The organism is Microbacterium timonense (assembly GCF_900292075.1).
GTDB classification, from domain to species: domain Bacteria; phylum Actinomycetota; class Actinomycetes; order Actinomycetales; family Microbacteriaceae; genus Microbacterium; species Microbacterium timonense.
In genome coordinates this window covers 1141892-1168832 of sequence record NZ_OLMV01000001.1, presented here as the reverse complement: position 1 = coordinate 1168832, position 26941 = coordinate 1141892, and the positions used below count along the sequence as shown (strand labels likewise).

The following is a 26941-nucleotide window of genomic DNA, read 5'->3' as shown; positions in this document are numbered from 1 at the left end:
GTGGACCCGTTCGTCTGACGGGTCCGTCGCGGCGCACCAAACGTAGGAGTCTGTCGAGCGCGGGCGGGTACTGCCCACGATTGGGTGGCGGGACAGGCCGTCCTTCACCAGAACAGGCGAAGAGATGTAACTGAGGAGATGAGACTTTCATCCAACCCAGCACTTCGGACCGGAGGCTCTCGCGCTGAGCGTCCCGCGTGTCGAACGCCTATATACCTGTCCCACGCCCCGCACCTGCCGTGGCCCGCGCCCCCATCACCGGCCCCGCAGCCATCGCCGCCTCCCGGTTCCTCGCCGCGCGCCGCACCTCCGCCTGGGCCGCGCGCACAGCATCCTGCATCGTCAACTCCGGAGTCCCGCGCTGCATCGACTCGGCGAGGCACTCGCAGGCCGCGCCATCCGTCGGTGCCACGACGATCGCGACGTTGCGCACCCGCCCGCGCGTGAGGCCGACGTAGAGGCCCGCGGCATCCACGTCCGGCCCGACCATCGACGCGTCGGCGGTGTCGCCCTGCACGCCGTGCACAGTGGACGCGTAGGCAAGCTGCAGGTGCTCGCGCGCGTACTCGGTGGACACACGCGCCACCTCGCCGCTGTCGCTCACGGAGACGAGCGACAGGTACTCGTCGTGGATGCCGCGCACGATCCACTGCGCGCGATTCTCGACTCCCGTGAGCCGGTCGTTGCGACGGGTTTGGACGGTGTCGCCGACGAGGATGCGCTGCTGCCCGATTCCCCACGCGACGACGCGGACGTCAAGCTCGCCCCCATCGACTCGCCGCTGCTGGATCGCGTCGTTGATCGCATCCGCCTCAGCATTTGTACCGGAAACCAACGTCACCCGCTTGCCGCGCGCGTGCCACTCGAAGTACGCGTCGATCATCCGCCCACGCGCCGCTTCGTGATGATCGACCCGAGCGACGTGACCGCGTTCGGCAAGCTCGCCCGCAACCACCAGCGCACGCTCCCGATCACCCGCATCCCGGAGCCGCAGTGTGAGCGCCGCGTAGTCGGGATCGCGGAACCGGTGCACCGTGTCGAGCTCGACCGCAGCGTTCGCGTGCCGGATCGCAGAACCCATTGCGCCCGCGTGTCCGACCGGCAGCGCCTGATGCGTGTCACCCACGAACGCCAGCCCGACAGCCTGCTCGATCGCGAGCTCCACTAGGGCGTTCGCCGTCTGCAGGTCGACCATGCCGGCTTCGTCGACGACGATCCGATCGCGAGAACGCAACACGTACTGGGCTGGTCCTCCGTATACGGCGCCCGTGCTGGGATCGACTTCTCCCACTCGAAGCCTGGTCCACACCTTCGCGCCGGCCTCGTCGGTGCCCCAACGGTAGCCATGGTCCGAAAGCAGGGCATGAATACTGGATGCCGCGGCCCCGACCTCGCGAGACGCCACCGATGCCGCTTTTCGCGTGGGAGTAACAACGAGCATCCGCCGCCGCCACGCGAGCGCCGCGAACGCAGCGCGCAGCATCGTCGTCTTGCCCGCGCCGGCGGGGCCGGTCACCGTCACGAGCCCGTCCGTGCCGGCGATGGCGCACGCGGCAACGCGTTGGGACGCATCCAGCGCCGACAGATCCTCGTGCGGTGCGAGCCGGTGCAACTCCCCCGGCAGCAGGGAGCGCCCCGGTCGGGCGAGCACGTCCAATCGCCCGGCGAGACGCACCTTGGCGCGTACGGTCTCGGTCGCCATGAACGCCTTGACGTGCGCCGGCGGATCATCCGGGACGAGCCGATAGACGGAACGCGTGGCACGCTCCGTGATCTCGGCGATCATGCCATCGAGCCGGTCGCGCTCCGCAACGACGCCCGCGCGGGAGAGCGCGCGTATCGCGCCCGCGCGGATGTCGAAGATGCTGAATCTCCCGCCGCATGAGGTGGACCGCTCGTCCGCGTCGACGACAGCCTGGGCAGCGAGCAGATCCAGCTCGACGGTATGGAGGTCTGTTGCAGCAACGGGACTCGGTGCGCGAGGGGTGGGGAGACGCGGATCGATTGCTGCGATCTCGTCGCGGACGCGCGCCTCCCACGACGCCTCATCGAGATCGGCCGGCTTGTTCGGACGCGACAGCGCCCACGCGCGGCGATCGATCTGCTGCAGCACCTCCACGCTCGGCGCAGATCCTCCGTGCGCCGCCGACCACTCCGCGATCAGGCGCGCGCGGTTGGCTTCGATCTGCGCCGACCGGCGCGAGACGGGCCGGACGGCTGCGGCCAGTTCGGCGATCTCCCCAGCGTCGTCGAGCGTGTAGCCGTGCCGGGCGAGCGCGGCGATCCAGGGCGGATCGGTGCGGGCGGCGAGCTCGCCCTCGGCGTTGACCACCGTGTGCAGCTTCATCGCGACACGCGAGTCGAGGTTTGACCACTTGCCGTCCGCGCCGAGAACCTTGATGTTGAGCCACATGTGCCGGTGGATGTGCGGATCGAGCGCTCGCGAGCGACGGTGCTGCAGCTCGACGACTTCGACGCGCGTGATCGCCTCGCGAATGAGTCCGCCGTGTCCGCGGCGTGCGTTGAGCTCGGTTTGCCAGATGAGCAGGATGCGATCCCGCAACCGGTCTTGGAGGGCTTCGAACTCGGCTGCGAGTTCGGGATGCAGGAGCGCGGCGATGCTGTACGACTTCGCGTGGTTGAGCGTGCCGTCGAGCAGCAGGTCAGCGTCGGGGCTCAGTCGCTGCTGGCCGCGCTCCTCCCCCGTGACCGGGTCGTGCCCGGTGAGCCAGACGCGCAGGCCGCCGGCCGTAAGTTGGTCAGTCGTGATGACGCCGTTGTCGACGATGAACCGAGAGACGGTTGAATCGGATGCTGCGCCATACGCCTCGAGGGCTTCGGCGCCCGTCGGGTAGGGCATGTGGGCGTCGCACGTGCCCTCGAGCGCGTACGAGATCGCCTGCCGAACCCCGCGGGACTCGACGCCTCTCTTCCATCGCTCGAGGCCTCCGCGCATGGCGCCAGAGTAGGCTAGGTTTTCGCGGTTATCCAGGGATTTTTCTGCGTTGCAGGTAGTTGTAGCAACGCGGCTTCAAACGGCGGCGTCCACCGTGGGTGCCTGCGTGCATCACGGATTGAGACCATCGCAAATTGAGTCCGCAGATCGAGTCGCGATCGTCTCAATGCATCCGTTCGTTCCATACTTGAGATCTGATCTTCTGTGGCAAGTCGTGGTGAGGAGTCATCTTCCGGCTCACAGAGGTCAGCACCGTCATGGTCCTACGCAGGCAAGCACGCTCCCACCGGATCCACGCCATACCCGAATCGCCGCGCGAACGACACTGGGCGTCGTCACGACGATGGCCGCCCCCTCACATACGCTAAGAGGCGATGCTCACCGAACTCGATGCTGGGCCACGACGCGGGGACTTCCATGTGGGCCAGTGACCAGACTGCGACGCCGACCAGTGCTGCGATGCGACCGTTCTTCAGCTTTTACGGCGGCAAGTGGAGAGATGCTGTAAAGAACTACCCCAGTCCTGCCTACGAAACGATTGTGGAACCGTTCGCTGGATCCGCTGGGTATTCCGTGCGGTATTACGATCGCCGGGTGATTCTGGGAGAGAAGGACCCGGTGATCTTTGCCGTGTGGGACTACCTCCTGCATGCCTCCGCAGACGAAATCAGGGCAATACCCGACCTTGCGGAGGGGCAATCGACAACTGATCTGGATGTGCCGCAGGAGGCACGGTGGCTGGTCGGTCTCTGGCTCAATCGCGCAGCCGCCAGACCGCGGACTGGACCATCAGCGTGGATGCGGGACGGTATTAGGCCTGGATCCTTCTGGGGCGAACGTGTCCGAAATACCGTAGCGAGCCAGGTTGATCGGATTAGGCACTGGGAGATCCACAACTGTTCCTACGAGGATCTCCCCGTGACCGGCGAAGCGACGTGGTTCATCGATCCGCCCTACCAAAATCAGGGTCGTCATTATCACCACGGAGCTGACGGGATCGACTTCGACGAACTCGGCTCGTGGGCTCGCAGCAGACCCGGACAGGTCATCGTCTGTGAACAGGAGGGCGCGAACTGGCTCCCTTTCCAGAGCCTTGCGATGACCAAAACCACCCGAGCGGACATGCGGTCTCATGAGGTCATCTGGACCTCAGATCGACCAGTAGGTGGCGGCCAGCCCTGCGCTAGTGGGGACTAACTCATGACAGCCACGGTCGCACTTAACACGGCATTCATTTCGGCGCTATCGCCTCACGCTACGGCGCACAGTGCGCTTGACGAGAAGCCGCTAAGCGTCGACCTGACGTTGCCGCTCCCGCCTCGAGTTCGAGCGTACATATACACGCTCGTCGAAGGAAGATCCGATGGTCGGCGCGATATGAAGGCAACGCTCCGCGTGCCCGGGCAGGTCGTGGGGGAGTATGGCTCGTTCGATTTTTCAGACAGCCGGTATGTCCTTCTAATGGCATATAGCGCAACCTTGGATGTTTTCGTTCTATGGGACGCGTCCCTCCATCAGCGCTTCAAACATGGGGGGAACATCCAAGTCCGACCGGACACGGTATTCACCGCCGCGGCCACGGGCACCGCGCGCCAGCTCCGACGACTTAAGTCTGGGGTCAACGAGATCGTTCTCGCTTGCCGACCATCACATTTGGCCGAGACTCTGGTGGATCGGCACGCGAACACGGGTGCGCGCCCGTGACGGCGCTTCGAGATCTCGCCCTGCGAACGTCTTACCGCAAGGGAAGGCACAACCTGGCAAGAGATTTCTACCTCCCGGTTATGGAGGCGGCCACGTCATACGATCGCGCCGTCGGCTACTTTCGAAGCTCGGTGCTCGTGATCGCGTGGCCGGCGCTAAAGGGGTTCGTCGACCGCGGTGGGAGGATGCGAATCCTGTGCTCTCAGGTGCTTGCGCATGACGATGTCGAGGCGCTGGACGCCGGGTACGCAGCGCGTGCCGATGCAATACTGGCGGATCAAATGAGGCACGAGATCTCCGGCATGCTCGCAGACGAACGCCTCAGCGAGCCGACGCGGATACTCGCGGCCCTGGTGGCGACGAACATCGTTGAGCTCAAGGTTGCGATACTCCGTAGACACGAGTCGACCGCACACAACCGAATCTTCCACGACAAGGTGGGACTTGTGCGGGATTCGCGAGGGGATACGGTCGCTTTCAAGGGATCAATGAACGAAACCTGGGGTGGGCTATCCGAGGACGGGAACCTCGAGTCCGTTGATGTCTTCTGTAGTTGGAACGGCGGACGCGAAGCCGAACGCGTCGACGAGGAAATTCGGTACTTCGACGAGCTGTGGAGGAATGCTTATCCGGATTTGGAAGTCCGCGACTTTCCGGACGTCGCGAAAGCGGAATTGGTCGCTGCCGCGCCCTCCGACTGGACCTCACGGCTGGATAAGCTCTCTCAGCGCAGTTACGACCATGACGCCGAACCAGACGCATCGCCGAGCGAGACTCGACGACTGCGGCCGCATCAGCTTGCTGGACTGGAATCTTGGCGCGCGAATCAGCGCCACGGCGTACTGGCGTTTGCCACTGGCGCAGGCAAGACATTCACTGCGCTGACCGCGATCTCGGAGGCCATCGTCACGCACGGCGAGGTAGTCCTGGTCGTGGTCCCGGACCGACTTCTCTTTAGCCAGTGGGATAAAGAGCTCTCCGATCTGGGCGCGCGCCTCAACGCCAAGATCCTGCGCGCAGGAGCAGGCAACAACGCCTGGCGCGACATTCTTGGAACATGGACTTCGGAGTTGCCGGGGCGCCGAATCGTCCTCGCCACACTTCAGACTGCGCGATCCGAGGATTTTCTCGGGCGGATTTCCCCGCGCAGGAGCTGCTTTATCGTGGCCGACGAGGTTCACAACCTTGGCGCCGGTGCCGCCCGCGCTCTCCTCGACGAGTCGAGGTTCGGTGCGAGGCTTGGCTTGTCGGCGACTCCCGAACGAGCTGGTGATCCCGAAGGGACCGCGGCGATTCTCGGCTTTTTCGGACGAGTCCTCGAGCCCCGATACAGCTTGCAGAACGCGATCCAGGATCAAGTGTTGACCCAGTACTTCTATTACCCGAGTCCAGTGTCGCTAAGCGAGAACGAAGCGGAGAGTTGGCGGGACATAACAAGGCAGATCGTCCGTCTCCGCAACAGTCCAAGGGACGACCATGCCGGGGGCGCCGAGCGTCTCGAGCGGCTCTACTTCGAACGCGCAAAAATCGTCAAACAGGCGTCGGCTAAGGTCGACCTCGCGGTTGACGTTCTCACCCGCAACTACTCCGACGGCGACCGTTGGTTGATCTATTGCGACGACGTTGAGCAGCTGGATAGCGTGAGTGCGGCGTTACACGAAGCCGGCATAACGACGATGCCATATCACTCCGCGATGACTGGTGACCGAGCTCAAACTCTCGGATGGCTGGAACGTTACGGTGGCGTTGTTGTCGCAATCCGATGCCTTGACGAAGGCGTCGACATCCCGGCTGTATCTCATGCGCTCATCCTCGCGTCCTCGAGGAACCCCCGAGAGTTTGTGCAGCGGCGAGGGCGAGTGCTCCGCCGAGCTGAGGGCAAGCATCTCGCCCGAATCTATGACGCAATTGTCGTCCCCCCGGCCCGGGTGGACGCCGCCAACCCCGATCCCGTAACCGCTGGAGAACTAGCCCGTGCCATCGAGTTCGCTTCGGGGGCGGAGAATCCCTCTGCGGACGCCCAACTTCGCATAATCGCCATCGACTCTGGACTTGATTGGGCTACGGTGGCAGACGCTGGAACGGAGGACCTACACGGTGACTGAACACGCAGAGATGCTTGCCGCGGTTCGTCGTGCGCGCCAGATGACTGAGGCGTCCGTGAATGTTCGGGTGCTGGAGCAGATTCTGGACGCCGTCGTTACAAACCGCGACCCGGAGGCAGTGAATCGCGCAATCATTGCCATTGTCGATCAGTCGATAGCGGACAGACATGCCGAAGGGGATGCGTAGGTGCTCGTACTTCGCAAGGTAGCGATCCGGGGTTACGGTCCGTACGCCGAAACGGCAGAGCTGGAGTTCAGCCCCAGTGGGGTCACAGTTCTTTACGGAGACAACGGCCGTGGCAAGACCCACCTCATGAAGGCGATCAGGTTCGGCCTTCTCGGCTCACCGCTCGGCGGCCTCAGCTCCAGCTCCGGCCAGGAGATCCGCAAGCCGTGGATCCTGGAAGCGTGCAACCGTGAATTGGCTGCGCAGGGACAGTACGGCTTTGAGGTTCGATTCGACGTCAGTTTGGACGGTGAGGAGTGGGAGCTGATTCGCTCCGCGTCGCTCAGGCGCCAGGTCCTCACGCCGACTAGCGATGCAGATTTTGAACTCGACGTCCGACTGAGGAGAGGTGGCCATATCCCTGGTCCTGATGAGCGTGAAGAGCTGCTCCTCAGGATGATGCCGCCGGAGATTTCCCGATTCTTCTTGTTCGATGGCGAACTGCTGAACCAATACGCCGAGCTGCTTGACAATGAGAGCGAGATCGGCAGGCGGATCTCTTCTTCGATCGAGCAGATCTTGGGCGTTCCTGTACTCAAGACAGCTCGCGAGCATCTCAGTGCGCTGACTGAACGTCTAGATCGTGAGGTGGGTATCGAAGCCTCAAAGGACCAGCAGACCCAACAGCTAGGTACGGCTCTCACACAAGCCATTGAGATGAGAACGGCTCATGAAGCCGAGCTCGCGGGTCAGCGAGAGGAGCTAGACCGTCTGAATCTCGAGCGCGAGTCGCTCGAAGCGTTGTTGCGTAGCCAGGACTTGTATCAGAAGGCAATCGATCGACTCGACCAGGCTCGAACCGATCTGGAGTATGCGCGCTTGACGCAGCGTGAAAAACGTACCGAGCTGCAGGCGGCGATGAAGGACGCTTGGCGAACTGCGCTCGCGGAAACCGTGGCCACAGCTCGTGCACGGTCGAGCCAGGCCGTTGCCTCGGCGCTGAGTAACCTCGCGACATCCTTGCGGTCGCGGGCTGTTGAAGCGCACCACTGTGAGATTTGCGATCAGGATCTTGTTGGTCACGCGCGTGATCGGGTGGCCATGTCTCTCCCAGCGACTGCACTTACAGGCGACGCAAATGCGGCAGCGCTGCAGGCAATCGGCCACATGGAAGACATCGAACGATTCCGCGTGGTAGATATTCGATCGGACGTCCGATTCATCACAAATCAGCTGGACAACGCTCGAATCGACGAGATCGATGCCCGTTCCCGGATTACCGACGCGGAACAATCGCTCGAAGGTCAGTCGCAGGATGACCTACGGGGCACCATTGCGGCGTACGGCCCCACAATGCAAAAGATTGCGATCCTGCAATCGGCCATCGATGCCTCGGTAAAGAAAATCGACGAGCAGGTTGCTGCAATCGATGGGCTGACCAAAGCCCTCAGTGCAGTCGGCGCGACCACGTTCGGTGACCTGCAGGCTCGGCTGGCAGTCGTCAGGGAAGCCCGAGATGTGTACAGAATGGCCGTTGAACTGTACAAGAGTGCTCTCCGAGAGCGAGTAGAGGCAAGTGCGTCGGAGCTATTCCTGACCATGACTACAGAACCCACCGATTACGCCCGCCTCGCGATTAACGACCACTACGGGCTGTCGATCATCCACGCTGATGGTGCGGTCGAGACGGGGCGTTCGGCAGGGCAGGAGCAGGTAGTTGCACTAGCCCTGATGGGTGCACTCCAAGCAAACGCGCCTCTGCGTGGACCGATTGTCATGGACACGCCTTTCGGTCGACTCGATCCGAAACACACTGCCAACGTTGTGCAGACGTTGCCGTCTATGGCGGAGCAGGTTGTCCTGTTCGTGCAAGAGGACGAGATCGATCGCCCAGACGTGCGGAGGTATCTGGGGCACGCCTTGAAGCGGGAGTACGAGCTTCAGCGTGTATCGAGTCGGTCGACGAGAGTGAGCGTTGTTGATGGCCGGTGAAGAAGACCGCAAACAGATCGGACTTACGACCGCCGGACAGGCGACTGTTGAAAAGCTGACGCAGGAATTGCAGTGGTTCGCGGAGGGGCAGGACGCGGGACGATTCGCATTGGCATACGCCATCAGCCGTGGAATCGCCGCTGGTCAGACACCGAACGTGGAGACACGCTGGGCTGTGGGCGGGTTCGACCCAACAGGTGAGATTCAAGCAGTTATCCGAGTCGTCTATCCTCCAACATCCACCCCTGTTCGGCTCATGGAGCATCTGATCGATCAAGGTCTTCGGTTGATCGAGGACGACCTCAGGAACGGGCTGGAAGGGCCGCTTGCGCTCGTAGACCGAGATCAGCGGGGCTCAGCGCCTGGAGAGCAACCGCAAGAGACTCCTTAAACGGTGCATCAGCAGCTGCGCGGCTGGTCGCACGCTGCCACCGAGACGGGTGATATGGCCGGCCAGCGACTTGCCATACGATCGCCCCCGTATCGCCAATTCGTTCGTTGAGCCAGTCGATTTGCGCCCTGTAGTGTGCTCGCTGCTTTCCGCTCGGCGCTTGGACGCCGTACGCGAGGAGAATGTCTGTCACTGGACCTGCATTAAGTGCGGAGGAGATCTCGTTTCGCGCCGTCATCCAGTGCAGGCTCTCGGTGATGTGGTTGAGGTCGGTGACGCTGCTGAGCGCAGTTGGCCAGATGTTGACGATGGAAGCTGACTCACAACCGATGAGTCGCCGCGCAAGCTCAACTCTGGCTCGCGTCTGCCGCCCGCTGCGTTCGGCCGGGCTGTGCAGGACGGCTAGGAGGTGCTTCGGCATCTCCAAACCCTAAGGCACTCCGTAGCCACACCGCTGAGGAAAATGGATGTGCATCGCCATAGGCGCCTTGGGCGTTGATGCCTTTCCGCTCGACCTCTGCATTCATTCGGTGGAGTCGAGCCGCCCTGCCCGCACCTTGACGACCTCGGTGGAAACATCGCCGTCTGTCGACAGGACGCGAAGCGTCGCGGGAATGTGTGCTGACATTGCCAGCATGAACTCTGCATTGGCGTGACACTTGGTGCTTCCGTCAGGCAGGTAAAGCCCCTCGATGACGTGCGAAGGCGTAAATCGGCCGCCCAAGACGTCGCTCTCATCGATGCGCCCGAGCCACCAGCGGTTCAGAGCACGCTCGAGCGCCACCTCCAAGTTCACCTCCACATCGACGATGGTGAGCGCGGCGTACTCGCTCTCCTCGAGCATCGTGAGGAGAGCCCGAGGCTGTTGTTCCCAGGCGAGCGTGCCCTGCACCAGAATGTTCTCGCCTCGACGAGCGCAGAGCTGCGTGAGGTTGTGGGTGATCGAAGTGGACTCGTGGTGCACGAGCCCCGCGAGCTCCCTCGGCCGCACGGGTCGCCCGTCCGCGAGCCGGCGCGAGAGGAGATCGTCGAAGATCCCGTCTCGAAGCGCGCGTTCGAGCAGGATGTCTTTGACGACATCCGCGTCGATGTTCCGAAACGATCCGGCAAGTAGGCCCGCGCTCTCGAGCGCCGTCGTCTTGCCAGCGCCGGGCGGCCCTGCGGTTACGATCGCTGCCTGACCCTCTCGTACGACGTTGGGATCGCGTTCCAGATATGTGGCGATGACCTCTGTCGCGCGGCGAACTCGCTCGGGCATCGAGTACAGCTGAAGGGTGGCATGCGGTCCTCCCGCGTCGTGCGCCCCGCCCTCAGCGAGCGCATCCAGTTCCCGCGCTACCTCGTGCGAAATCGGGTCCCTACTCATGCTGACCCGCCATCGCCTCGATGCCGACGAGGATGACCTGAAGCTCCTCGGGCGAGAGGAGCCCCTCGGCAGCTAGCTGTGTGAGCTCGTCCACGCTCCCAGGAACATAACCCCAGTAGGGCTCACCCTCGGGAAACGAGCCGGGCTCGTACGGGTAGGCCGCGAGGAGCGCCAACAGACTCGGTCGATCAATCTCTTGGGCGACGTGGTGATCGTAGATCTCGCGCGGTGTGAGCGCCATAAGCGAGGGTTCTTGGTCGATCGCCTTTAGCTGCCGGAAGACATACGTCTGCGGCTTACCCATCCAGTCGGCCACCTCTCGCTGGGGTACACCAGCCTTCGCCGCCCAATACATTAGGCGACGGGTTGCACGCTCGCCCGCCTTTCGGCGCGCCATCTGGACGGACAGCAGCCGCGACAACCAATCGCGCGTGGTGTGCGACTGGTCATCGTCATAATCGGGGTCTTCGACCGAGCGGAACAACCGTCCAGCCCCGTTGGGTGGACCGGATTCGATCCGTTGCGGCATACCGGCCATGAGTGTCAGGCAATCGCGCGCGGGAAGGAGTCGCTCGGGATGCTTGATGAAGACCGTCTTCAGCTCAGCGAGCGGACCCGTATCGAGGAACGCACTCCACGACCAGGGCTGGAGTCGAGACTGGTCGCCGACGCCCCGATGCGTAGGGACCATCCCGCCCGACGGCAGGAGGCCATCTGCAATGTCGAGGCTGAAAACGAACACTCCCGACAGATCTGCCCCCATGGCGCAAGTAGCCGCGGATCGCGTCAGTCGCTCGCTCTGGATGAGATCTGCGGCCCCTACTTCGTGGTCGTAGTAGGGCCTCGGCTCCGCTGCGGCGGCGAGCAGCGACCTCGCCCCCGCGAGGTCTCCGGCATCGAGCAGGCTCAGTGCCCTGGAGGCGAGTTCTTGAACATCGGTCATGACGGACATCGCACCCTCCCCTCGGTTGATTCATTTTGAATCATACTCGATTGTCTTCGCGCTGGCTACGGAGGTGCCGAAGACTAGCCGGCAATTGAGCGCAGCGGGAACCGGCGACCCAAACCTGCATCGATGACGGGTAACCCGATCTGTCCCTCTGATGTGGGGCAGACTGACCGGCGAGCAGTGTGCACGAGATGACGACGTCGACGAGCTCCTAGCGCACGCGAACTCGTTCGCATCATCGCGCCGCTATGGCAATTCGAATAGTTCGCCTGCGTCGATCGAAACGCTCTTCGCGAGGTTTGCCGGCGAATGAAACGAAGACCAGTCGCGCTCGCGCGCTAACTCCGACATTCAGCCGCCCCAGCGCTCGGGCGCGGCGCAGTGCTCGTCGTCGAACCGCTGCTAAGCGACGCGCGCCAGCGCGGAGTCTCCAAGGAGTGAGCGGCGAGAACGGAGGCGCGAACGATCGCTACACTCTCGGCGTCGGAGGGAGCGCCCTTCCATCCCAACGCCAGTTGGCGACGTCTTCCGACATCTGACCACATGTGCTGTCAGCCGCGTTGACGAGGCGCGAGCGGTGTCCGACACTGGCCCGATACTGACCCTGAATCCGGCACGAGCGGAGGTCGAGATGGGCAGCATCACGCCATACGAATCGGCGAAGGGCCGCCGCTACCGCGTGCGCTATCGCAAGCCGGACCGCACCGAGGCGGAGAAGCGCGGCTTCACGACGATGCGTGAAGCGCAGCTCTACCTCTCCATGGTCACGATGTCGAAGTCGAAGGGCGAGTACATCGACCCGTCCACCTCGCGGGTTCCGGTCCGGATGTTCGCCGACAGCTGGCTGCGATCGAAGCAGCCGCCGATGTCGAAGCCCTCGTACTACATGACGCTCGAGCGCGCGTGGAAGAACCACGTCGCGCCGGTCTGGGGCGACCGGGAGATCTCGTCCATCCGGCGCTCGGAAGTCCAGGATTGGGTGTCCGACCTCGCGACGCAGAAGTCACGGACCGTCGTCCTTCGCGCCCTGGGAGTCCTCGCCGGCATCCTCGACGTCGCGATCGACGATCGGCGCCTCGCGAGCAACCCGGCCCGCAACGTACGCAACCTCCCTCGGCACGGACCGGGGAAGCGTCGCGTCTACCTCTCGCACGATCAGGTCGCAACGCTTGCGGCCTGCTCCGCCTACCCGACGCTCGTCCTGACGCTGGCGTACACGGGCCTGCGCTGGGGCGAGGCGACAGGGCTGCGGGTGCGCAGCGTGAACCGGCTGCGCCGGCGCTTCGTCATCGAAGAGAACGCGGTGATGATCGCTTACGAGATCCACGTCGGAACGCCGAAGACGCATGAGAAGCGCTCGGTCCCTTACCCCGAGCGTCTCGCTCCGATGATCGAGCAGGCGTGCGCCGGCAAGGGACCGGAGGGACTGCTGTTCGGCGACGGCGTCAATCACATGCGCAACTCGGGCAACAAGGGATGGTTCGCGAACGCGGTCCGGCGTGCGCAGCAGTTCGATCCATCGATCCCTCGGCTCACCCCTCACGACCTCCGCCACACCGCCGCCTCGCTCGCGATCAGCTCCGGCGCGAACGTGAAGGCTGTGCAACGCATGCTCGGGCACGCGTCCGCGGCGATGACGCTGGACACCTACGCGGACCTCTTCGACGACGATCTGGATGCCGTCGCGACGCGACTGAACGACCACATGCCGCTCGTGGCGCTGCCTTCCGCACCGCAGACCCGCTACGCACGACCTCAGTGACCGCCGAGAGCAGATTGCTCAGTTTTTCGACGACACAGATTTCGCCCGAAACGCTCGATTCTGGCGCTCTCAGACGTCGCGCGCAGCCCGTTGCGGACGGTCGTTTTCGGCCCACCGAATTTTTCAGAATGCGGGCAAAAAGCGGGCAAAAACGACTTCTCTGTGGTCTGACCACAGAAAAAACTCCTGGTCAGAGGCAAAAAGACACTGTGCCCCTGGAGGGACTCGAACCCCCAACCGTTTCCTTAGGACGGAACTGCTCTTCCATTGAGCTACAGAGGCTGGCTGTCTCAGTCTACGGGGTGCGATCCCGCCGGCCTGTCAGCCGCCGAACTCAGGGCGGACCTCGGCGACGCCCTCCAGCTCCGCCTGCAGACGCCGGTACAGCGCCCAGCCCTCGTCGTGCCAGCCGTCCGCCACCGGGTCGTCGAGGCCGCGGTCCTGCCACACGTCGTTCCAAGCCGCGAGCTGGGCGGCCAGAGCTCCGGAGATCGGGAGATCTGCGGCATCCAACGGGTAGTTGTCGGTGAACGACTCCCACAGCGGCCATCGCACGGCCCACTCCGGGAACATCCGGATGACCCGACGCCCGTCGGGGAGCACGACGGGCTCGCCGCGCAGGCTCCGCGCCGACAGATAGCGGTCCTGCATCTGGGCCCGCATGCGCCACTCGACGGGGGAGGAGGGCGCGTCGTGATAGTCCATGCCCGACAACCAGATCAGCCCCCGGCCCTGCGCCACCGGCTCGTCGACGACGAGAGCCAGCGACCATATGCTGCGGTCGTTCTCGCTGAGCGCCCGGATCGAATCGAGCACCTCCGGCAGCGAGGCATCCACGATGTCGACGGCTTTCACCGGCGAGCCCACGCCCGAATACACGAAGACGCGATAACGGGCGTCATTGCTCTCCCACGTGATGTCGCGCTCATCGACCTCGATTCCCCTCATGTCCCGAGCGTAGCGAGCGGGCAGGCGAAGGCCCCGGCATCGAGGAGGGATGCCGGGGCCTTCGCAGAGTTGTCAGCCTTGGGCTGCGAGGGCGAAGCGTACGGCGCCGTCGTCCTGCAGTTCGGCGTCGAGCACCCGGTCCTCGAGCGCCACGGCTGCCGTCTCGTCGAGGAACACACGCGCCCCGTCGGTCACGACGATCGTGTCGTGCGGCTGCGGGTCGGGGGCGACACTCAGTTCGAATCCGGACGAGCCTCCGGCATCGCGGATGCGCACTCCTCCGTCCTCTGCGAGGGGGACGCGGGCGACGATCTCCTTGACGGCCTCGGCGGCGGTCTGGGTCAGCGTGAGCATGCTTTTCCTTTCCGTTTGCGGCTCCGGACGGGCCACGATTCCGAGATCGGGCGCCCGATGCAAGCGCAAAAGGCCGGTCGCTGCCGATTCGGAGGGGCTTCCCACGATTTCGGTTCGCGCCCCGAATCCGAAGCCGCGCCCAGAAAGCTCGCGTGCGCAGCGCAAGGCCACGCACCGGACCATCGGTGTACGGAATCGCAAACTTCGGCCGTTCTTATCGCCGTGTCGGCGGCAATACCTGGCTGCCCGGCGCGACGGTCTGACAGGGTGGAGGCGTCATCACCGGCACCGAAGAAGGTGCCGGCAGACGTGATCTCGCACCAGATCCAGAGGAACGCATGACTCGCATTGGCATCGTCGCCGAGCCGCCCGGAGAGAACCGCGTGGCAGCGACACCGACCACCGTCCCGAAGCTGATCGCCCTCGGCTACGACGTCGTCGTCGAGAACGGGGCGGGGGACGCCTCCTCCTTCCCGGATGCCGCCTACACGGCCGCCGGCGCCGCCGTCGTCGACGGCCCCACCGCGTGGGCGTCCCCGATCGTGCTCAAGGTCAACCCGCCGACGCCGGCGGAGATCGAGCGGCTCGCCGACGGTGCGACGCTCATCGCGCTGCTCAGTCCCGCACTGCGTCCCGACCTCCTGGAGGCGCTTGCGACACGCGGGATCACGGCGATCGCCCTCGACGCAGTACCCCGCATCTCGCGGGCACAGTCGATGGACGTGCTGAGCTCGATGGCCAACATCGCCGGCTACCGGGCCGTCGTGGAGGCCGCCCACGAGTTCGGGCGGTTCTTCACCGGGCAGGTGACGGCCGCGGGGAAGGTTCCGCCGGCGAAGGTGCTCGTCGCGGGAGCAGGCGTGGCGGGACTCGCGGCTATCGGCGCCGCCTCCAGCCTCGGCGCCATCGTGCGGGCGACCGACCCGCGGCCGGAGGTGGCCGACCAGGTGGCCTCCATCGGGGGCAAGTACCTCGAGGTGGTCGTGCCGGAGGAGGCGAAGCAGGTCTCCGCCGATGGCTACGCGAAGGCGACGAGCGAGGCGTACGACCGGCGCGCGGCCGAGATCTACTCCGAGCAGGCGGCCGATGTCGACATCATCATCACGACGGCGCTCATCCCCGGGCGCCCCGCCCCTCGGCTCATCACCGCCGCCGATGTGGCGTCCATGCGCCCCGGCAGCGTCGTCGTCGACATGGCGGCCGCGCAGGGCGGCAATGTCGAAGGGTCCGTGGCGGGGGAGCGGGTCGTCACCGAGAACGGCGTCGTCATCCTCGGGTACACCGACCTACCCGGGCGTCTCCCGCAGCAGGCCTCCCAGCTGTTCGGAACGAACCTCGTGAACCTCGTCAAACTGCTGACACCGGCCAAGGACGGTGAGCTCTCCGTCGACTTCGACGACATCGTGCAGCGCACGGTCACCGTGGTGCGCGACGGCACCGTCACGTGGCCACCGCCGCCGGTCCAAGTCTCCGCCGCAACGACTGCGCAAGAGAAGGCGGCTCCTGCGACACCCGTGGCGCCGAAGAAGACCATGTCGCGGACGACGCGCACGGTTTTCACCGTCGCCGGGATCGCCGCGCTGTTCGCCGTCTGCGCGTTCGCGCCGCCCCCGCTGCCTCAGCACTTCCTCGTGCTGACCCTCGCCGTCGTCGTCGGCTTCTACGTGATCGGTCAGGTCGCGCACGCCCTGCACACCCCGCTGATGAGCGTCACCAACGCGATCTCGGGCATCATCGTCGTCGGCGCCATGGTGCAGATCACCGTGCCCGATCTCACCGTGCAGATCCTCGCCGCCGTGGCCGTGCTGGTGGCGAGCATCAACATCTTCGGAGGCTTCGCCGTCACGCGTCGCATGCTCGCGATGTTCCAGAAGGGGCAGGCGCGATGACCGCGGTCGCGGGTGCTGTGGCCGGTGCCGCGTACGTCGTCGCGGCGCTGCTGTTCATCCTGAGCCTCGCGGGCCTCAGCAAGCACGAGACGAGCCGCCGCGGGGTCACGTACGGCATCGTCGGCATGGCGATCGCGCTCGCCGCCACCGTGTGGGTCGTGGCGGCGGGCGCACTGGACGGACCGACGGCGGCGACGGACGAAGCGACCGCGTCGACCGACGGATCAGCGACGCTCGGTCTGGTCCTCCTCGTCGGGGCCGTGCTGATCGGCGCAGCGATCGGCCTGTGGCGGGCACGCGTCGTCGAGATGACCGGGATGCCGGAGCTCATCGCCCTGCTGCACTCCTTCGTGGGTCTGGCCGCGGTGCTCGTCGGCTGGAACGGCGCGCTCTACGACAGCGGACTGACCGGAACGCTCGCCGACATCCACCACGCCGAGGTCTTCATCGGCGTCTTCATCGGCGGTGTCACCTTCACCGGCTCGATCGTCGCCTACCTGAAGCTGTCAGCCCGGATCTCCTCCAAGCCGCTGATGCTGCCGGGCAAGAACGCTCTCAACGTGGGGGCGCTGGTCGCCTTCATCGTCCTGACGGTCTGGTACGTGATCTCACCGGAACTGTGGCTGCTGGTGCTGGTCACCGCACTCGCGCTCGCGCTGGGCTGGCACCTGGTCGCCTCGATCGGCGGTGGCGACATGCCGGTCGTGGTGTCGATGCTCAACAGCTACTCCGGGTGGGCGGCCGCCGCCGCCGGGTTCCTGCTCAACAACGACCTGCTCATCGTCACCGGCGCCCTGGTGGGATCGTCCGGTGCGTACCTCAGCTACATCATGTGCAAGGCGATGAACCGGTCCTTCCTCTCGGTCATTGCCGGTGGCTTCGGCATCGAGGCGCCCCGGGGAGCGGGGGAGGAGCAGGGCGAGCACCGCGAGATCGACGCCGAGGCGGCCGCAGACCTGCTCGCCGGCGCCTCGAGCGTCATCATCACCCCGGGTTACGGCATGGCCGTCGCGCAGGCCCAGCACGGGGTCGCCGACCTCGTGCAACGACTGCGGGGGCGCGGCGTGAACGTGCGCTTCGGCATCCACCCGGTGGCCGGCCGCTTGCCGGGCCACATGAACGTGCTCCTGGCAGAGGCGAAAGTGCCCTACGACATCGTGCTCGAGATGGACGAGATCAACGACGACTTCGCCCGCACCGATGTCGTGCTGGTCATCGGCGCGAATGACACCGTCAATCCCGCGGCGGCGGAGGACCCGGGAAGTCCCATCGCCGGCATGCCGGTGCTGCGCGTATGGGAAGCCGCGAACGTCATCGTCTTCAAGCGGTCGATGGCATCCGGATATGCCGGCGTGCCCAACCCGCTGTTCTGGCGCGACAACACGCAGATGATGTTCGGCGACGCGAAGGAGAAAGTGGAAGAGATCCTCGGGCAGTTCTCACGCGTCTGACCTGAATATCCCCGGGGATATTCAGGTCGCCGCGTGTGTCAGTGCGCCGCCTCGTAGGCCTCGAGAACGGATGCCGGAACGCGGCCGCGCTCGGACACCTGATAGCCGTTCTTCTTGGCCCATTCCCGCACGTCGCTGTAGTCCTGCTGCCCGCTGCGACGGCGCCGGCGTCCGCCGGATGCCGCCGGCGTGCTGCGGGTCGACGAGACAGTCCTGGCGGCTTTCGTGTAGCGCTCGAGCGCGCCACGGAGTGCGGTGGCATTCTCGGTCGTGAGGTCGATCTCGTAGGCGACGCCATCCAGCGAGAAGAGGACGGTCTCGCCTTCTCCGACGTCCAGGACGGTGCCGTCGATGTCGTCGACGAGCTGGTGCACGATTCTGCGGGCCATGACCGGAACAATACGCGTCTTCGCAGCCCGTGACTATTCTTCGATTTCGCGCACGAAATACGCCGCGACCGAAATGCTCGCGAATGCCCGGAATTCAAAGCCGCAGAATTCAGCGCAGCGTTGTGCCGAGAATTCGGCGGCGCGGCGGTTCATTCCGCGTGGGCGCGAGGGCACGCGGCTCAGGGAAGAAGGCCGGCGCGTCGAGCGGTCACCACGGCCGCGTGACGCGTCGAGGCGTCGAGCTTGGCCATCGCGGACTGCAGATAGGACTTGACCGTGCCTTCTCGCAGCCTCAGCGTCGCGGCGATCTCGGCGTTCGTCGCGCCCAGCGCGGCGCACGCCAGCACGTCGACTTCCCGCGGCGACAGATGGACGTCGAGGTTGAACCGAGATGCCGGCGAGTCGGACGAGAGCGCGGCCAGACGTCGTTCGACGCGCGCCAGGCGGGCGCGGATCCCGGGATCGTCGACGGCGGCGGCGATGCTGCGCAGCTCGGCGTACGTCTCCCGCAGCTCTTCCCGGGCATCCGCCGGCATCGGCGCCGCCTCGGTGCGCGCCGGTGCGACGGCGAGGCGGCGTTCCACCTCTTCGCGGATGCGCAGTTCGCTGGAGAGCTCCTCCGCGACCGCGAACGCGGGCCGCGCGACGACATCGCCGACCGGGGTCTCCGCCCACGAACCGCAGTAGATGACCCCTCGCGCGCGTCCGGCCACCATCACGGGGACGGCGAACAGCGTCGAGATCCCTTCGCCCAGGACCGCGCTGTCGTAGTCGTGGGTGATGCTGCGCGAGGCGCCGTAGTCCAGGGCGAGTCGCGGCCGCTTCTCGACCAGAGCCCGTCCGCCCAACCCGCGGGACGCCTTCACGACCAGACCCTCGAGGCTGCGCGTGCGGGCGCCGTGGATGGAGGTGACGTGGATGGCATCCTCGTGCGCGAGGCCGCCGAAGGCCACCGGGAATCTCGTGCGGCGCACGAGGTCGGCGACCGCGCGATCCAGCACCGCGGCATCGCCTGCCGCTTCGGGATTCGCTCCGCCCGCCCGGCCGATGCCCGTGCGCGTGCGATCCGGGGTCGATGCGAGATGGGGAAGGGACGCGCCCACGACTACCTGCCTTCGGGGTGACGGCGTCCTCGCCGCCCTTTCGTAGCGTCGACCCTACCACCGCGCCCAGAACGGGATCGGGGCCGGGCGAAGCATCCGCCACGGCCCCCGGCGTGCGGACGGCCTACACGCCCGCCGCCCGTTCTCGGGGCCGGCGGCGCGCCGGCTTCGACGCGTTGCGTGCCGCCGGCGCGGTGCCGGAGTCTTCGCCCGTGTCGGCGCCGGCCGGCGCCGGGGCCAGCGCCCGCCCGCGCTCGAGCTCGACGAGGAACCGCTTCATCTCGGGGCGTCCGCCGTACTCGCCGAGTGACCCGTCGGCCCGCACCACCCGGTGCACCGGCACGACCACCGAGAACGGCGTCCTCGCGCAGGCCGTTCCGACTGCGCGACCCGCTCGCTCGGTGCCGGCCGCGATCGCGACCTCGCCGTAGCTCGCTGTCTCGCCATACGGGATCTCGCACACCGCCTCGAGAGCCGCCCGGGTGAACCCGCGCACCAGGCGCCAGTCGAGAGGGAGGTCGAACGAACGCCGCTCGCCGTCGAAGTACTCGTCGAGCTGGGCGGCGGCGTCTTCGAAGACCTGCCTGGCCGGCGCGTCGGCCGGATCGGGGGCATCCGCGTCGTCGGGCACGGGCAGTGCTCGCAGACGCAGCGCCAGGCGCTCGATCTCGGCGTGGAGCGGGCCGTCGAACGGGTGCAGCGTGACGATGCCGTCTTCGGTCGTGACGATGAGGATGTCGCCGACCGGCGACGGGTGGACGCGATAGCGGGGCGGATCCGAGGGGGTCATGCGACCATCCTGGCCCGCGGTCCGGACGCAGCGGGTCGCCGTCCGCGCGATCTGTGGGCAGGCTGCTGCCGAGCCCGGTTGGGGAGGAAGGGAGAGAGGGCCGCGCGGCCCCGCCGTCCAATACCGCGAAACTCAGGTCCATTGCAAGTGCCGGGGAGGTGCCGCGCATAGGGTGTCCGTGTGTGGCGAGGAGAACGCAGCGCCGTGCTGGGCACAGAAGAGGCCGAGCGCGGACATGAGGTGACCCCTGCCGACCTGGGGCTCGCCGAGCCGGACGTGACCGTGGTGCACGTGGCCGAACCCGAACGCGACCGGGTGCGGCTGCAGTCGGCCGCTCTGGGCGGACGCTCGACGCTGCTGCACTTCGCGGACGGTCACGATGCCGCGATCGAGATCACGAAGGCGCACCCGGGCAGCCTTCCCCAGTTCATCACGGGGCGCTCGACGCTCCTCTCGAATCTGTTCCGCGATGAGGTGGCGCTGCGCAACGCCCGGTTGGCGGCCGAGCGGATCACCTCGAAAGACCAGGAGCTTCGCACGACGCGGGGACTGGATGCCGTGCGCCTGGCTGTCGGCCTCGCCACGTGGCGCCTCGGCGGCCTCGCCTGCAGCGCCCCGGTGCTGCTGCGTCCGCTCGCGATCCGGCGGCACCATGGCGACTTCGAGCTCAAGCTCCACGGCGCCTTCTCCGTCAACCCGGAGCTGGTGCGTGCGATGCGGACCCACTTCGGGATCGCGATCGATGCCGGCGGCCTGGCCGCACTCGCCTACGAGGACGGACTCTTCAAACCGCAGCCGGTCATCGACCACCTGCGCGCCCTCACCGCGTCGATGGACAACTACGCCGTGAAGCCGCGCCTGCTGGTGTCGACGTTCGCCGACGTCGGTGCGGCGATGGCCGCCGACGCGGCAGACCTCGACCATCGGGTGCTGAACGCGCTGGCGGGCCACGTGGCCGACCGCGAGGCCCTCACGATCCGCCGTGACCGGCCCCGCACGAGCAGCCCCGACGAGCGTCCGCCCGCAGCCGACACGCTGCTGCTGGACGCGGACTCCGAGCAGGAGCAGGTGCTGGCACGGATCGCCGACGGCCAGTCGCTCGTCGTGCACACGCTGCCGGGCACCGGTGGCACGCAGACCGTCATCAACGCGATCGGCGCGCTCGTGCGCGACGGCAAGCGGGTGCTGGTGGTGAGCGCGCGTCGCTCCACCCTCGACGGAGTGCGTCATCGGCTGGCCGGGATCGGGCTGCCGGGCCTGGCCGTCTCTCCCGATCGCCTGCAACGCGATCTCATCCGCGCGATCGGCCGCAACGAGAAGGCGGAGGCCCCAAAGGTCGCCGACATCGACGACGCTCTGGTGCGGCTGCGCGGCGTGCTGCGCGACTACCGCAGCGCGGTGACGGCACGGCATCCGGCGTTCGGGGTGTCGGTGCTCGAGATCCTGCGGGAGCTCGCCGCGCTGGCTGAGAAGGGCGTCGCGCCGGTCACCGAGGCCCGCTTCGACGCCGAAGCGCTCGCGAGCCTCGCGACCCGGCGACAGGATGCCGCGGCCAAGCTCGCCACGGCCGCGCGACTGGGCGAGTTCCGCTTCGGCCCGGACGACTCGCCCTGGTACGGGGTCTCGTTCTCGACGGTGGAAGAGGCCAGGGGCGCGCACGCCCTCGCCGGCAAGCTGCACCGCAGCGACGTGCCGACGCTGTTGGAGCGCGGTTACGAGCTGATCGCCCAGACGCGCATGCGTCCGTTCCGCACGATCGCAGAGCTCGGCACCTACCTGCGCCTGCTGCGCGGCATCCGCGACTCCCTCGACCGCTTCAGCCTGACGGTCTTCGAGCGGCCGCTGGCCGAGCTGATCCAGGCCCACGCGCCGCGCCGGGACGCACCGGATATGACCAACGCGAACCGCCGGCGGCTGCGACGGCTGTCGCGCGAGTACCTGCGGCCGGGTGTGCACGTGCCCGACATGTACGAGGCGTTGGTGCGCATCCAGCAGCAGCGCACGGAGTGGCAGCGCTACGTCGATCCCGGTGTCACGCCCGAGATTCCCATCGGACTGGGCGATGTGCAGGTCGCGTGGCAGCGCGTGGATGCCGAGCTCGCCGAGCTCGATGCCGTGCTGGGTCGCAGCGAGGCCGATCGGCTGGCAACGCTCCCCGTGAAGCAGCTCGTCCGCACGCTCGCGGGACTGGCGGCCGAATCCGACGTCTTCGACAACCTCAAGGAGCGGGCGACGCTGCGCACGGAGCTTGCGGCCATGGGGCTGGAGCCTCTGCTGCTGGAGCTCTCGGTGCGCCACGTGCCCGAGGAGCAGGTCGCCGCCGAGCTCGAGTACGCGTGGTGGCAGTCCGCGCTCGAGCTGCTGCTGCGCACCGACCGCGCCGTGCTGGGCGCGAACACGGCTGTCGTGGACCGGCTGGAGCGCGACTTCCGGCTCGTCGACGAGGCCCATGCCGCGGCATCCGGTCCGCTGCTGGCGGCCCATCTCGCGACGCAGTGGCGCATCGGCATCGTGGACCATGCCGCGGAGGCGGACGGGTTGAAGCGGGCGCTCAAGCGCGGCGCCATCACGCCTGCCGAACTGGCGGCGGTCGCGCCGGTGCTTTCGCGCACGCTGGCTCCCGTCTGGCTCGCGTCGCCGTACGAGGTGCCGCGCATCCCCGATGCGGTCGGGTTCGACGTGGTGGTGCTCGCGGATGCCGGGGCGCTCTGCCTTGCCGAAGCGGCTCCGGCGCTGCGACGCGCGAGCCAGGTGGTCGCGTTCGGCGACCCCGTCACGCAGAAGCCGACGCCCTTCCGCGTGGCCGCAGGTTCGGCGTTCGGACCGACCGGCGCCGGTGCATCCGCAAGCGCCCCGCCGCCCGGAAGCGCGCCCTCGACGGCCGCCGCCAACAGCACGGCGGCGGAGATCGACGAGGACGACCAGCAGCCGTTCGACTCGACCAGCGTGTTCGAGCGCCTCGCGGAGCTGTTCCCGGTCGAGACGCTCACCCGCAGCTATCGCGCCGGCGGCGAGGACCTGGCCGCGCTCGTCAACGACGCGTTCTACGGCGGAGAGCTCGTCTCGCTGCCGTGGGCGGGTTCCTACCTCGGGCGCGGCAGCCTGACGGTGGACTACGTGGAGGGCGGACACGGCACGCCCGACCCCGTCACCGGCGCGGTCGAGAGCCCCGACTCCGAGGTCGCCCGCGTGGTGACCCTCGTCGTGGAGCACGCCGTCAACCGGGGGAGCGAGTCGCTCATGGTGGTGACCGCCAGCGCCCGCCATGCGGAGCGCGTGCGCACGGCCGTGGAGGCCGCGTTCGCGGGTCGCTCCGACGTCGCCGACTTCGTCTCGCGCGACACGGCCGAGCCCTTCGCGGTGCTCACCCTGGAGGAGTCGGTCGCCGAGAGCCGCGACCGCGTGATCTTCTCGCTCGGGTTCGGCCTGACCAAGCACGGCCGTGTGCTCAGCGACTTCGGCGATCTCTCGTCGCCCGACGGCGAACGGCTGCTCACGGTCGGCATGACGAGGGCGCGTCGCTCGATGGTCATCGTCTCGTCGATCCGCCCGTCGGCGTTCGATGACGGACGACTGGAGTACGGCGCGGCGACGCTCATGTCGATCCTCGGCGGCATCGCCGCACGCTCGCGGGAGGCGCGGCTCGAAGACCTCGCCGACCCGCTCACGAGGGCGCTCGCCCGCGAGCTGCGCCGCGTCGGCCTCTCGGTGGACGTGCACTACCGCGGACTGCTGCCGCTGGTCGCGCAGTACGACGGCAAGGCGGTCGTGGTCGAAAGCGACCCCGAGACGATCGGCGAGTCGCTGCGCGAATCGCTGCGGCTGCGTCCGCAGATCCTCCGGCGCCTGGGATGGCACTACGTGCGCGTGCACTCGTTCGACCTCTACCGCGATCCCGCCGATGTCGCCCAGCGCATCGCCACGATGCTGGGCGTGCCGCCCGACGCCCCCCGGGTCGACAACGAGACCCAGCCGCTCGATGTCGTCGAATGACCGGCAGCGCATCGAACGGGTGCGCGGGTCACGTCGGGCGAAGCTGACGCCGGCGCCGGGCACGTCCGCCGAGCCGGTGCCCGGCGATGACGAGGATGCGGATGCCGCCGCGCCGACGGCGGCATCCGAGCTCTCCGGTCCGAACGACGAGCGCCTGCGCCGCGACGTCCCGCCGCACTATTGATGCATTGATGCGACCGGGGTCGATGCGAGCGAAGCGAGCGTTGAGGCGGCGCCCCATCCGGCGACCGTCAGCGGATCAGGCTCGTGGCTTGTCGCTCTGCTTCTCGAGGAGGTCGCGGATCTGCACGAGCAGTTCCTGCTCGGTGGGGAGCTTCGGCTCCTCGTCGGCGGGCGTGATCCCGGCTTTCGCGGCGGCGCGCTCCTTGAGACGGTTCATCGGGTAGACGAAGACGAAGTAGACGACCACGGCGACGGCGAGGAACGCGATGACCGCGTTGATGAGGTCGCTGATGGGGAATGTCACCGGGCCCCAGAGACCGTTGACTGTCCAGCCGATCTTGCCGTTCTCGTCCGGCTTCCAGACGAGTTCGATGAGCGGGTTGATGATGCTCGTGACGATCGAGTTCACCACGGCGGTGAACGCCGCGCCGATGACGACCGCGACAGCCAGGTCGATGACGTTGCCGCGGAGGATGAACTCTTTGAAGCCCTTGATCACGTGAAACCCCCTGGGTGTGATCCCGCGTCGGGGTCCGGTCGATCAGGCTCCGGACGGCGCGGGTGAGGTCTTCGCCTCGGTCTTCGATGATGTCGAACTCGGCGACGGCGCGCTACCCGCGGCATCCGACCCGCCGGTCTTGGCTGCCGCGCCCGTCGCGGAGCCCGCGCGTGAGTCGGTGCGGTAGAAGCCGGAGCCGTTGAAGGTCACGCCGATCGAGCCGTACTCCTTGCGGAGGGGACCGCCGCACTCCGGGCATTCGGTGAGGGCCGGGTCGGCGAAGGACTGCACGGCGTCGAAACGGTGGCCGCACTGCTTGCAGGCGTAGGCGTAGGTGGGCATGGCTCCTCGGTGGATCGGGTCAGCGCCCGGTGGGCGCCAGGGTGATGGTGCGGGTGGGCGTGACGACGCCCGTGACGCGCTGATCGTGGACGTCGCTGGGCAGCTCGTCGACGACTTCGGAATCGTAGACGACGGCGTAGACGGGCGGGCAGCGTTCCATCGAGCCGAGCGTCTTGTCGAAGAACCCGCGCCCCCACCCCAGGCGCATGCCGGCGCGATCGACGGCGGCGGCCGGGATCACGAGCAGGTCGACGTCGTTGACGGCGATCGGCCCGAGCAGCTCGCCCACCGGCTCGGGGAGTCCGTACATCCCCTCGGCGATGTCGCCGTCGGCGGTGGCGACCGCCCAGTCCAGCAGGCCGTCGGCTCGCGTGACAGGAAGGAGCACGCGGATGCCGCGTGCCACGGCATCCGCGACGAAGGAACGCGTGCCCGGCTCGGCGGTGGTCGACAGGAAGCAGGAGATCGAGCGTGCGCCGTGCTCGGCGACGAGGGCGTCGAGCTGCGCGTGGATGCCGGCCTCGGCGGATTCGCGCGCCTGCGGCGAGAGCATCTGGCGGCGCTCACGCAGGTCGGCGCGCAGCGCGCGCTTCGCATCGGCGATCGCGTCGGACATGCCCTCGATTCTACGGCGCGCTGCTCCTCACCCGGTCGCGCGCCAAATCCGGGCGTGCGCACCCGTCCGTCTAGACTCGGGGAATGCCTCATTCTTCGATCAAGGCCGTCATTCCGGCCGCAGGTCTCGGCACGCGCTTCCTTCCGGCGACGAAGGCGATGCCGAAGGAGATGCTCCCCGTCGTCGACAAGCCGGCCATCCAGTACGTCGTCGAGGAGGCTGCGCAGGCGGGCATCGACGACATCCTCGTGATCATCGGGCGCAACAAGAACGCGATCTCGAACCACTTCGACTCGGTGCCCGAGCTGGAGGAGAAGCTCAAAGACAAGGGCGACACCGACCGGCTGCGGCGGGTGCTGGAATCCAGCGACCTGGCCGACATCCACTTCGTCCGCCAGGGCGAGCCCAAGGGTCTGGGTCACGCGGTGCTGCGTGCCAAGGCGCACGTGGGCGACTCCTCGTTCGCCGTCATGCTGGGCGACGACCTCATCGACGAGCGCGACGAGCTGCTGACCACCATGATCGCCGAGCACGAGCGCACCGGGGCCGCGATCGTGGCCCTCATGGAAGTCGACCCCGCCCACATCCACCTGTACGGGGTCGCGTCGGTCGAGAAGACCGATGGCGACGGCGTGGTCAAGGTCAGCGGTCTGGTCGAGAAGCCGAAGGCCGAGGACGCGCCCTCGAACCTGGCCATCATCGGCCGTTATGTGCTCTCGCCGAACGTGTTCGAGATCCTCGAGCGCACCGAGCCCGGCAAGGGCGGCGAGATCCAGCTCACCGACGCGCTGCAGGAGCTGGCGGCCGACCCTGACGGCCCCGGCGTGTACGGCGTCATCTTCCGTGGCCGCCGCTACGACACCGGCGATAGGGTGGACTACATCAAGGCCATCGTGCAGCTCGCGGCCGACCGTGACGACCTCGGTCCCGCGCTGCGTCCCTGGTTCAAGGAGTTCGCGGCGAACCTCTGACGCCGCCCGTTCGAGGGAGTCA

Annotated in this window: 21 protein-coding genes and 1 tRNA gene; 10 read left to right on the top strand and 12 right to left on the bottom strand. The window is 66.8% G+C overall.

All coding sequences use genetic code 11. The annotated features are described in order from the left end of the window. Nucleotides 1-208 precede the first annotated feature (208 nt). Nucleotides 209-2956, bottom strand: a complete 2748-nt coding sequence (locus tag C9992_RS05565) for an AAA family ATPase (protein ID WP_106814504.1) — start codon at nt 2954-2956, stop codon at nt 209-211. A 1200-nt stretch (nt 2957-4156) separates the two neighbouring features. Between C9992_RS05565 and C9992_RS18555 the strand changes: the two genes are divergently transcribed. Genes C9992_RS18555 through C9992_RS05555 form a run of 4 tightly spaced genes read left to right on the top strand, consistent with a single transcriptional unit; the run spans nt 4157 to nt 8923 of the window. Next, a complete protein-coding gene (locus tag C9992_RS18555; protein ID WP_407662213.1) occupies nt 4157-4660 on the top strand; it encodes a hypothetical protein in 504 nt (167 codons plus the stop codon). Continuing rightward, entirely contained in the window at nt 4657-6765 is a 2109-nt protein-coding gene (locus tag C9992_RS05560) for a DEAD/DEAH box helicase family protein (RefSeq protein ID WP_146145297.1), read from the top strand. Before C9992_RS18555 ends, C9992_RS05560 begins: the two co-directional genes overlap by 4 nt. Further along, nucleotides 6758-6952: a hypothetical protein gene (locus tag C9992_RS17925; RefSeq protein WP_146145296.1), complete on the top strand. Its 195-nt coding sequence runs from the start codon at nt 6758-6760 to the stop codon at nt 6950-6952. The genes C9992_RS05560 and C9992_RS17925 overlap by 8 nt, the downstream gene beginning before the upstream one ends. Continuing rightward, nucleotides 6953-8923: an AAA family ATPase gene (locus tag C9992_RS05555; protein ID WP_106814502.1), complete on the top strand. Its 1971-nt coding sequence runs from the start codon at nt 6953-6955 to the stop codon at nt 8921-8923. A gap of 914 nt (nt 8924-9837) precedes the next feature. Here C9992_RS05555 and C9992_RS05550 read toward each other — a convergent pair. Together C9992_RS05550 and C9992_RS05545 are read right to left on the bottom strand one after the other, a co-directional pair. Next, on the bottom strand, nt 9838-10680 hold the full coding sequence (locus C9992_RS05550) for a zeta toxin family protein (RefSeq protein ID WP_146145295.1): 843 nt from the start codon (nt 10678-10680) through the stop codon (nt 9838-9840). Then, nucleotides 10673-11632 carry a hypothetical protein gene (locus C9992_RS05545; protein WP_106814500.1) on the bottom strand — a complete coding sequence of 320 codons (960 nt, stop codon included), beginning with the start codon at nt 11630-11632 and terminating at the stop codon, nt 10673-10675. The genes C9992_RS05550 and C9992_RS05545 overlap by 8 nt, the downstream gene beginning before the upstream one ends. A 628-nt stretch (nt 11633-12260) precedes the next feature. Between C9992_RS05545 and C9992_RS05535 the strand changes: the two genes are divergently transcribed. After that, complete coding sequence (locus C9992_RS05535; RefSeq protein WP_106814499.1) at nt 12261-13391, top strand: site-specific integrase; 1131 nt, start codon at nt 12261-12263, stop codon at nt 13389-13391. Nucleotides 13392-13601: 210 nt separating this feature from the next. On the opposite strand, the gene C9992_RS05530 is transcribed toward C9992_RS05535, so the two are convergent. The 3 genes from C9992_RS05530 to C9992_RS05520 form a co-directional block, all read right to left on the bottom strand. Next, nucleotides 13602-13673, bottom strand: a tRNA-Arg gene (locus C9992_RS05530). A gap of 39 nt (nt 13674-13712) precedes the next feature. After that, the gene (locus C9992_RS05525) at nt 13713-14339 is read right to left on the bottom strand and encodes a hypothetical protein (protein WP_106814498.1); all 627 of its coding nucleotides are present in this window, start codon (nt 14337-14339) and stop codon (nt 13713-13715) included. A 72-nt stretch (nt 14340-14411) separates the two neighbouring features. Continuing rightward, nucleotides 14412-14693, bottom strand: coding sequence for a Fe-S cluster assembly protein HesB (locus C9992_RS05520; protein WP_106814497.1), 282 nt, complete (start codon nt 14691-14693; stop codon nt 14412-14414). Nucleotides 14694-15031: 338 nt separating this feature from the next. Between C9992_RS05520 and C9992_RS05515 the strand changes: the two genes are divergently transcribed. Continuing rightward, a complete protein-coding gene (locus tag C9992_RS05515) occupies nt 15032-16582 on the top strand; it encodes a Re/Si-specific NAD(P)(+) transhydrogenase subunit alpha (protein WP_106814496.1) in 1551 nt (516 codons plus the stop codon). Further along, nucleotides 16579-18033: a Re/Si-specific NAD(P)(+) transhydrogenase subunit beta gene (pntB, locus tag C9992_RS05510; RefSeq protein ID WP_106814495.1), complete on the top strand. Its 1455-nt coding sequence runs from the start codon at nt 16579-16581 to the stop codon at nt 18031-18033. The genes C9992_RS05515 and pntB overlap by 4 nt, the downstream gene beginning before the upstream one ends. Nucleotides 18034-18071: 38 nt before the next feature. Here the strand turns inward: pntB and C9992_RS05505 are convergent, their stop codons facing one another. From C9992_RS05505 to C9992_RS05495, 3 genes are all read right to left on the bottom strand, one after another. Further along, complete coding sequence (locus C9992_RS05505) at nt 18072-18422, bottom strand: histone-like nucleoid-structuring protein Lsr2 (RefSeq protein WP_106814494.1); 351 nt, start codon at nt 18420-18422, stop codon at nt 18072-18074. A gap of 179 nt (nt 18423-18601) precedes the next feature. Beyond that, on the bottom strand, nt 18602-19471 hold the full coding sequence (locus C9992_RS05500; protein ID WP_235008039.1) for a helix-turn-helix transcriptional regulator: 870 nt from the start codon (nt 19469-19471) through the stop codon (nt 18602-18604). Nucleotides 19472-19649: 178 nt separating this feature from the next. After that, nucleotides 19650-20315 carry a methylated-DNA--[protein]-cysteine S-methyltransferase gene (locus tag C9992_RS05495; RefSeq protein ID WP_106814492.1) on the bottom strand — a complete coding sequence of 222 codons (666 nt, stop codon included), beginning with the start codon at nt 20313-20315 and terminating at the stop codon, nt 19650-19652. A 207-nt stretch (nt 20316-20522) separates the two neighbouring features. Here C9992_RS05495 and C9992_RS05490 point away from each other — a divergent pair, with 207 nt between their 5' ends. Together C9992_RS05490 and C9992_RS05485 are read left to right on the top strand one after the other, a co-directional pair. Further along, nucleotides 20523-24308, top strand: coding sequence for an ATP-binding protein (locus tag C9992_RS05490; RefSeq protein WP_106814669.1), 3786 nt, complete (start codon nt 20523-20525; stop codon nt 24306-24308). Next, nucleotides 24295-24492: a hypothetical protein gene (locus C9992_RS05485; protein ID WP_106814491.1), complete on the top strand. Its 198-nt coding sequence runs from the start codon at nt 24295-24297 to the stop codon at nt 24490-24492. Before C9992_RS05490 ends, C9992_RS05485 begins: the two co-directional genes overlap by 14 nt. 75 nt (nt 24493-24567) lie before the next feature. Here C9992_RS05485 and mscL read toward each other — a convergent pair whose 3' ends face one another. Genes mscL through C9992_RS05470 form a run of 3 tightly spaced genes read right to left on the bottom strand, consistent with a single transcriptional unit; the run spans nt 24568 to nt 25948 of the window. Beyond that, a complete protein-coding gene (mscL, locus tag C9992_RS05480; protein WP_106814490.1) occupies nt 24568-24990 on the bottom strand; it encodes a large conductance mechanosensitive channel protein MscL in 423 nt (140 codons plus the stop codon). 42 nt (nt 24991-25032) lie between these two features. Then, entirely contained in the window at nt 25033-25332 is a 300-nt protein-coding gene (locus C9992_RS05475) for an FmdB family zinc ribbon protein (protein ID WP_106814489.1), read from the bottom strand. 19 nt (nt 25333-25351) lie between these two features. After that, nucleotides 25352-25948 (bottom strand): 5-formyltetrahydrofolate cyclo-ligase, encoded by a 597-nt coding sequence (locus tag C9992_RS05470; RefSeq protein ID WP_106814488.1) that lies wholly within the window; start codon nt 25946-25948, stop codon nt 25352-25354. Nucleotides 25949-26031: 83 nt separating this feature from the next. Here C9992_RS05470 and galU point away from each other — a divergent pair, with 83 nt between their 5' ends. Beyond that, on the top strand, nt 26032-26919 hold the full coding sequence (gene galU, locus C9992_RS05465; protein WP_106814487.1) for a UTP--glucose-1-phosphate uridylyltransferase GalU: 888 nt from the start codon (nt 26032-26034) through the stop codon (nt 26917-26919). Nucleotides 26920-26941 lie beyond the last annotated feature (22 nt).

Bases quoted from the DNA above. Each gene is read 5' to 3' on its own strand.
- C9992_RS05535 (WP_106814499.1), top strand. From the start codon at position 12,261: ATGGGCAGCATCACGCCATACGAATCGGCGAAGGGCCGCCGCTACCGC.
- C9992_RS05470 (WP_106814488.1), bottom strand. From the start codon at position 25,948: ATGTCCGACGCGATCGCCGATGCGAAGCGCGCGCTGCGCGCCGACCTG.
- C9992_RS05505 (WP_106814494.1), bottom strand. From the start codon at position 18,422: ATGGCCCGCAGAATCGTGCACCAGCTCGTCGACGACATCGACGGCACC.
- C9992_RS05495 (WP_106814492.1), bottom strand. From the start codon at position 20,315: ATGACCCCCTCGGATCCGCCCCGCTATCGCGTCCACCCGTCGCCGGTC.
- pntB (WP_106814495.1), top strand. From the start codon at position 16,579: ATGACCGCGGTCGCGGGTGCTGTGGCCGGTGCCGCGTACGTCGTCGCG.
- C9992_RS18555 (WP_407662213.1), top strand. From the start codon at position 4,157: ATGACAGCCACGGTCGCACTTAACACGGCATTCATTTCGGCGCTATCG.
- C9992_RS05520 (WP_106814497.1), bottom strand. From the start codon at position 14,693: ATGCTCACGCTGACCCAGACCGCCGCCGAGGCCGTCAAGGAGATCGTC.
- C9992_RS05565 (WP_106814504.1), bottom strand. From the start codon at position 2,956: ATGCGCGGAGGCCTCGAGCGATGGAAGAGAGGCGTCGAGTCCCGCGGG.
- C9992_RS05475 (WP_106814489.1), bottom strand. From the start codon at position 25,332: ATGCCCACCTACGCCTACGCCTGCAAGCAGTGCGGCCACCGTTTCGAC.
- C9992_RS05515 (WP_106814496.1), top strand. From the start codon at position 15,032: ATGACTCGCATTGGCATCGTCGCCGAGCCGCCCGGAGAGAACCGCGTG.
- C9992_RS05545 (WP_106814500.1), bottom strand. From the start codon at position 11,632: ATGTCCGTCATGACCGATGTTCAAGAACTCGCCTCCAGGGCACTGAGC.
- C9992_RS05550 (WP_146145295.1), bottom strand. From the start codon at position 10,680: ATGAGTAGGGACCCGATTTCGCACGAGGTAGCGCGGGAACTGGATGCG.
- C9992_RS05525 (WP_106814498.1), bottom strand. From the start codon at position 14,339: ATGAGGGGAATCGAGGTCGATGAGCGCGACATCACGTGGGAGAGCAAT.
- galU (WP_106814487.1), top strand. From the start codon at position 26,032: ATGCCTCATTCTTCGATCAAGGCCGTCATTCCGGCCGCAGGTCTCGGC.
- C9992_RS05485 (WP_106814491.1), top strand. From the start codon at position 24,295: ATGTCGTCGAATGACCGGCAGCGCATCGAACGGGTGCGCGGGTCACGT.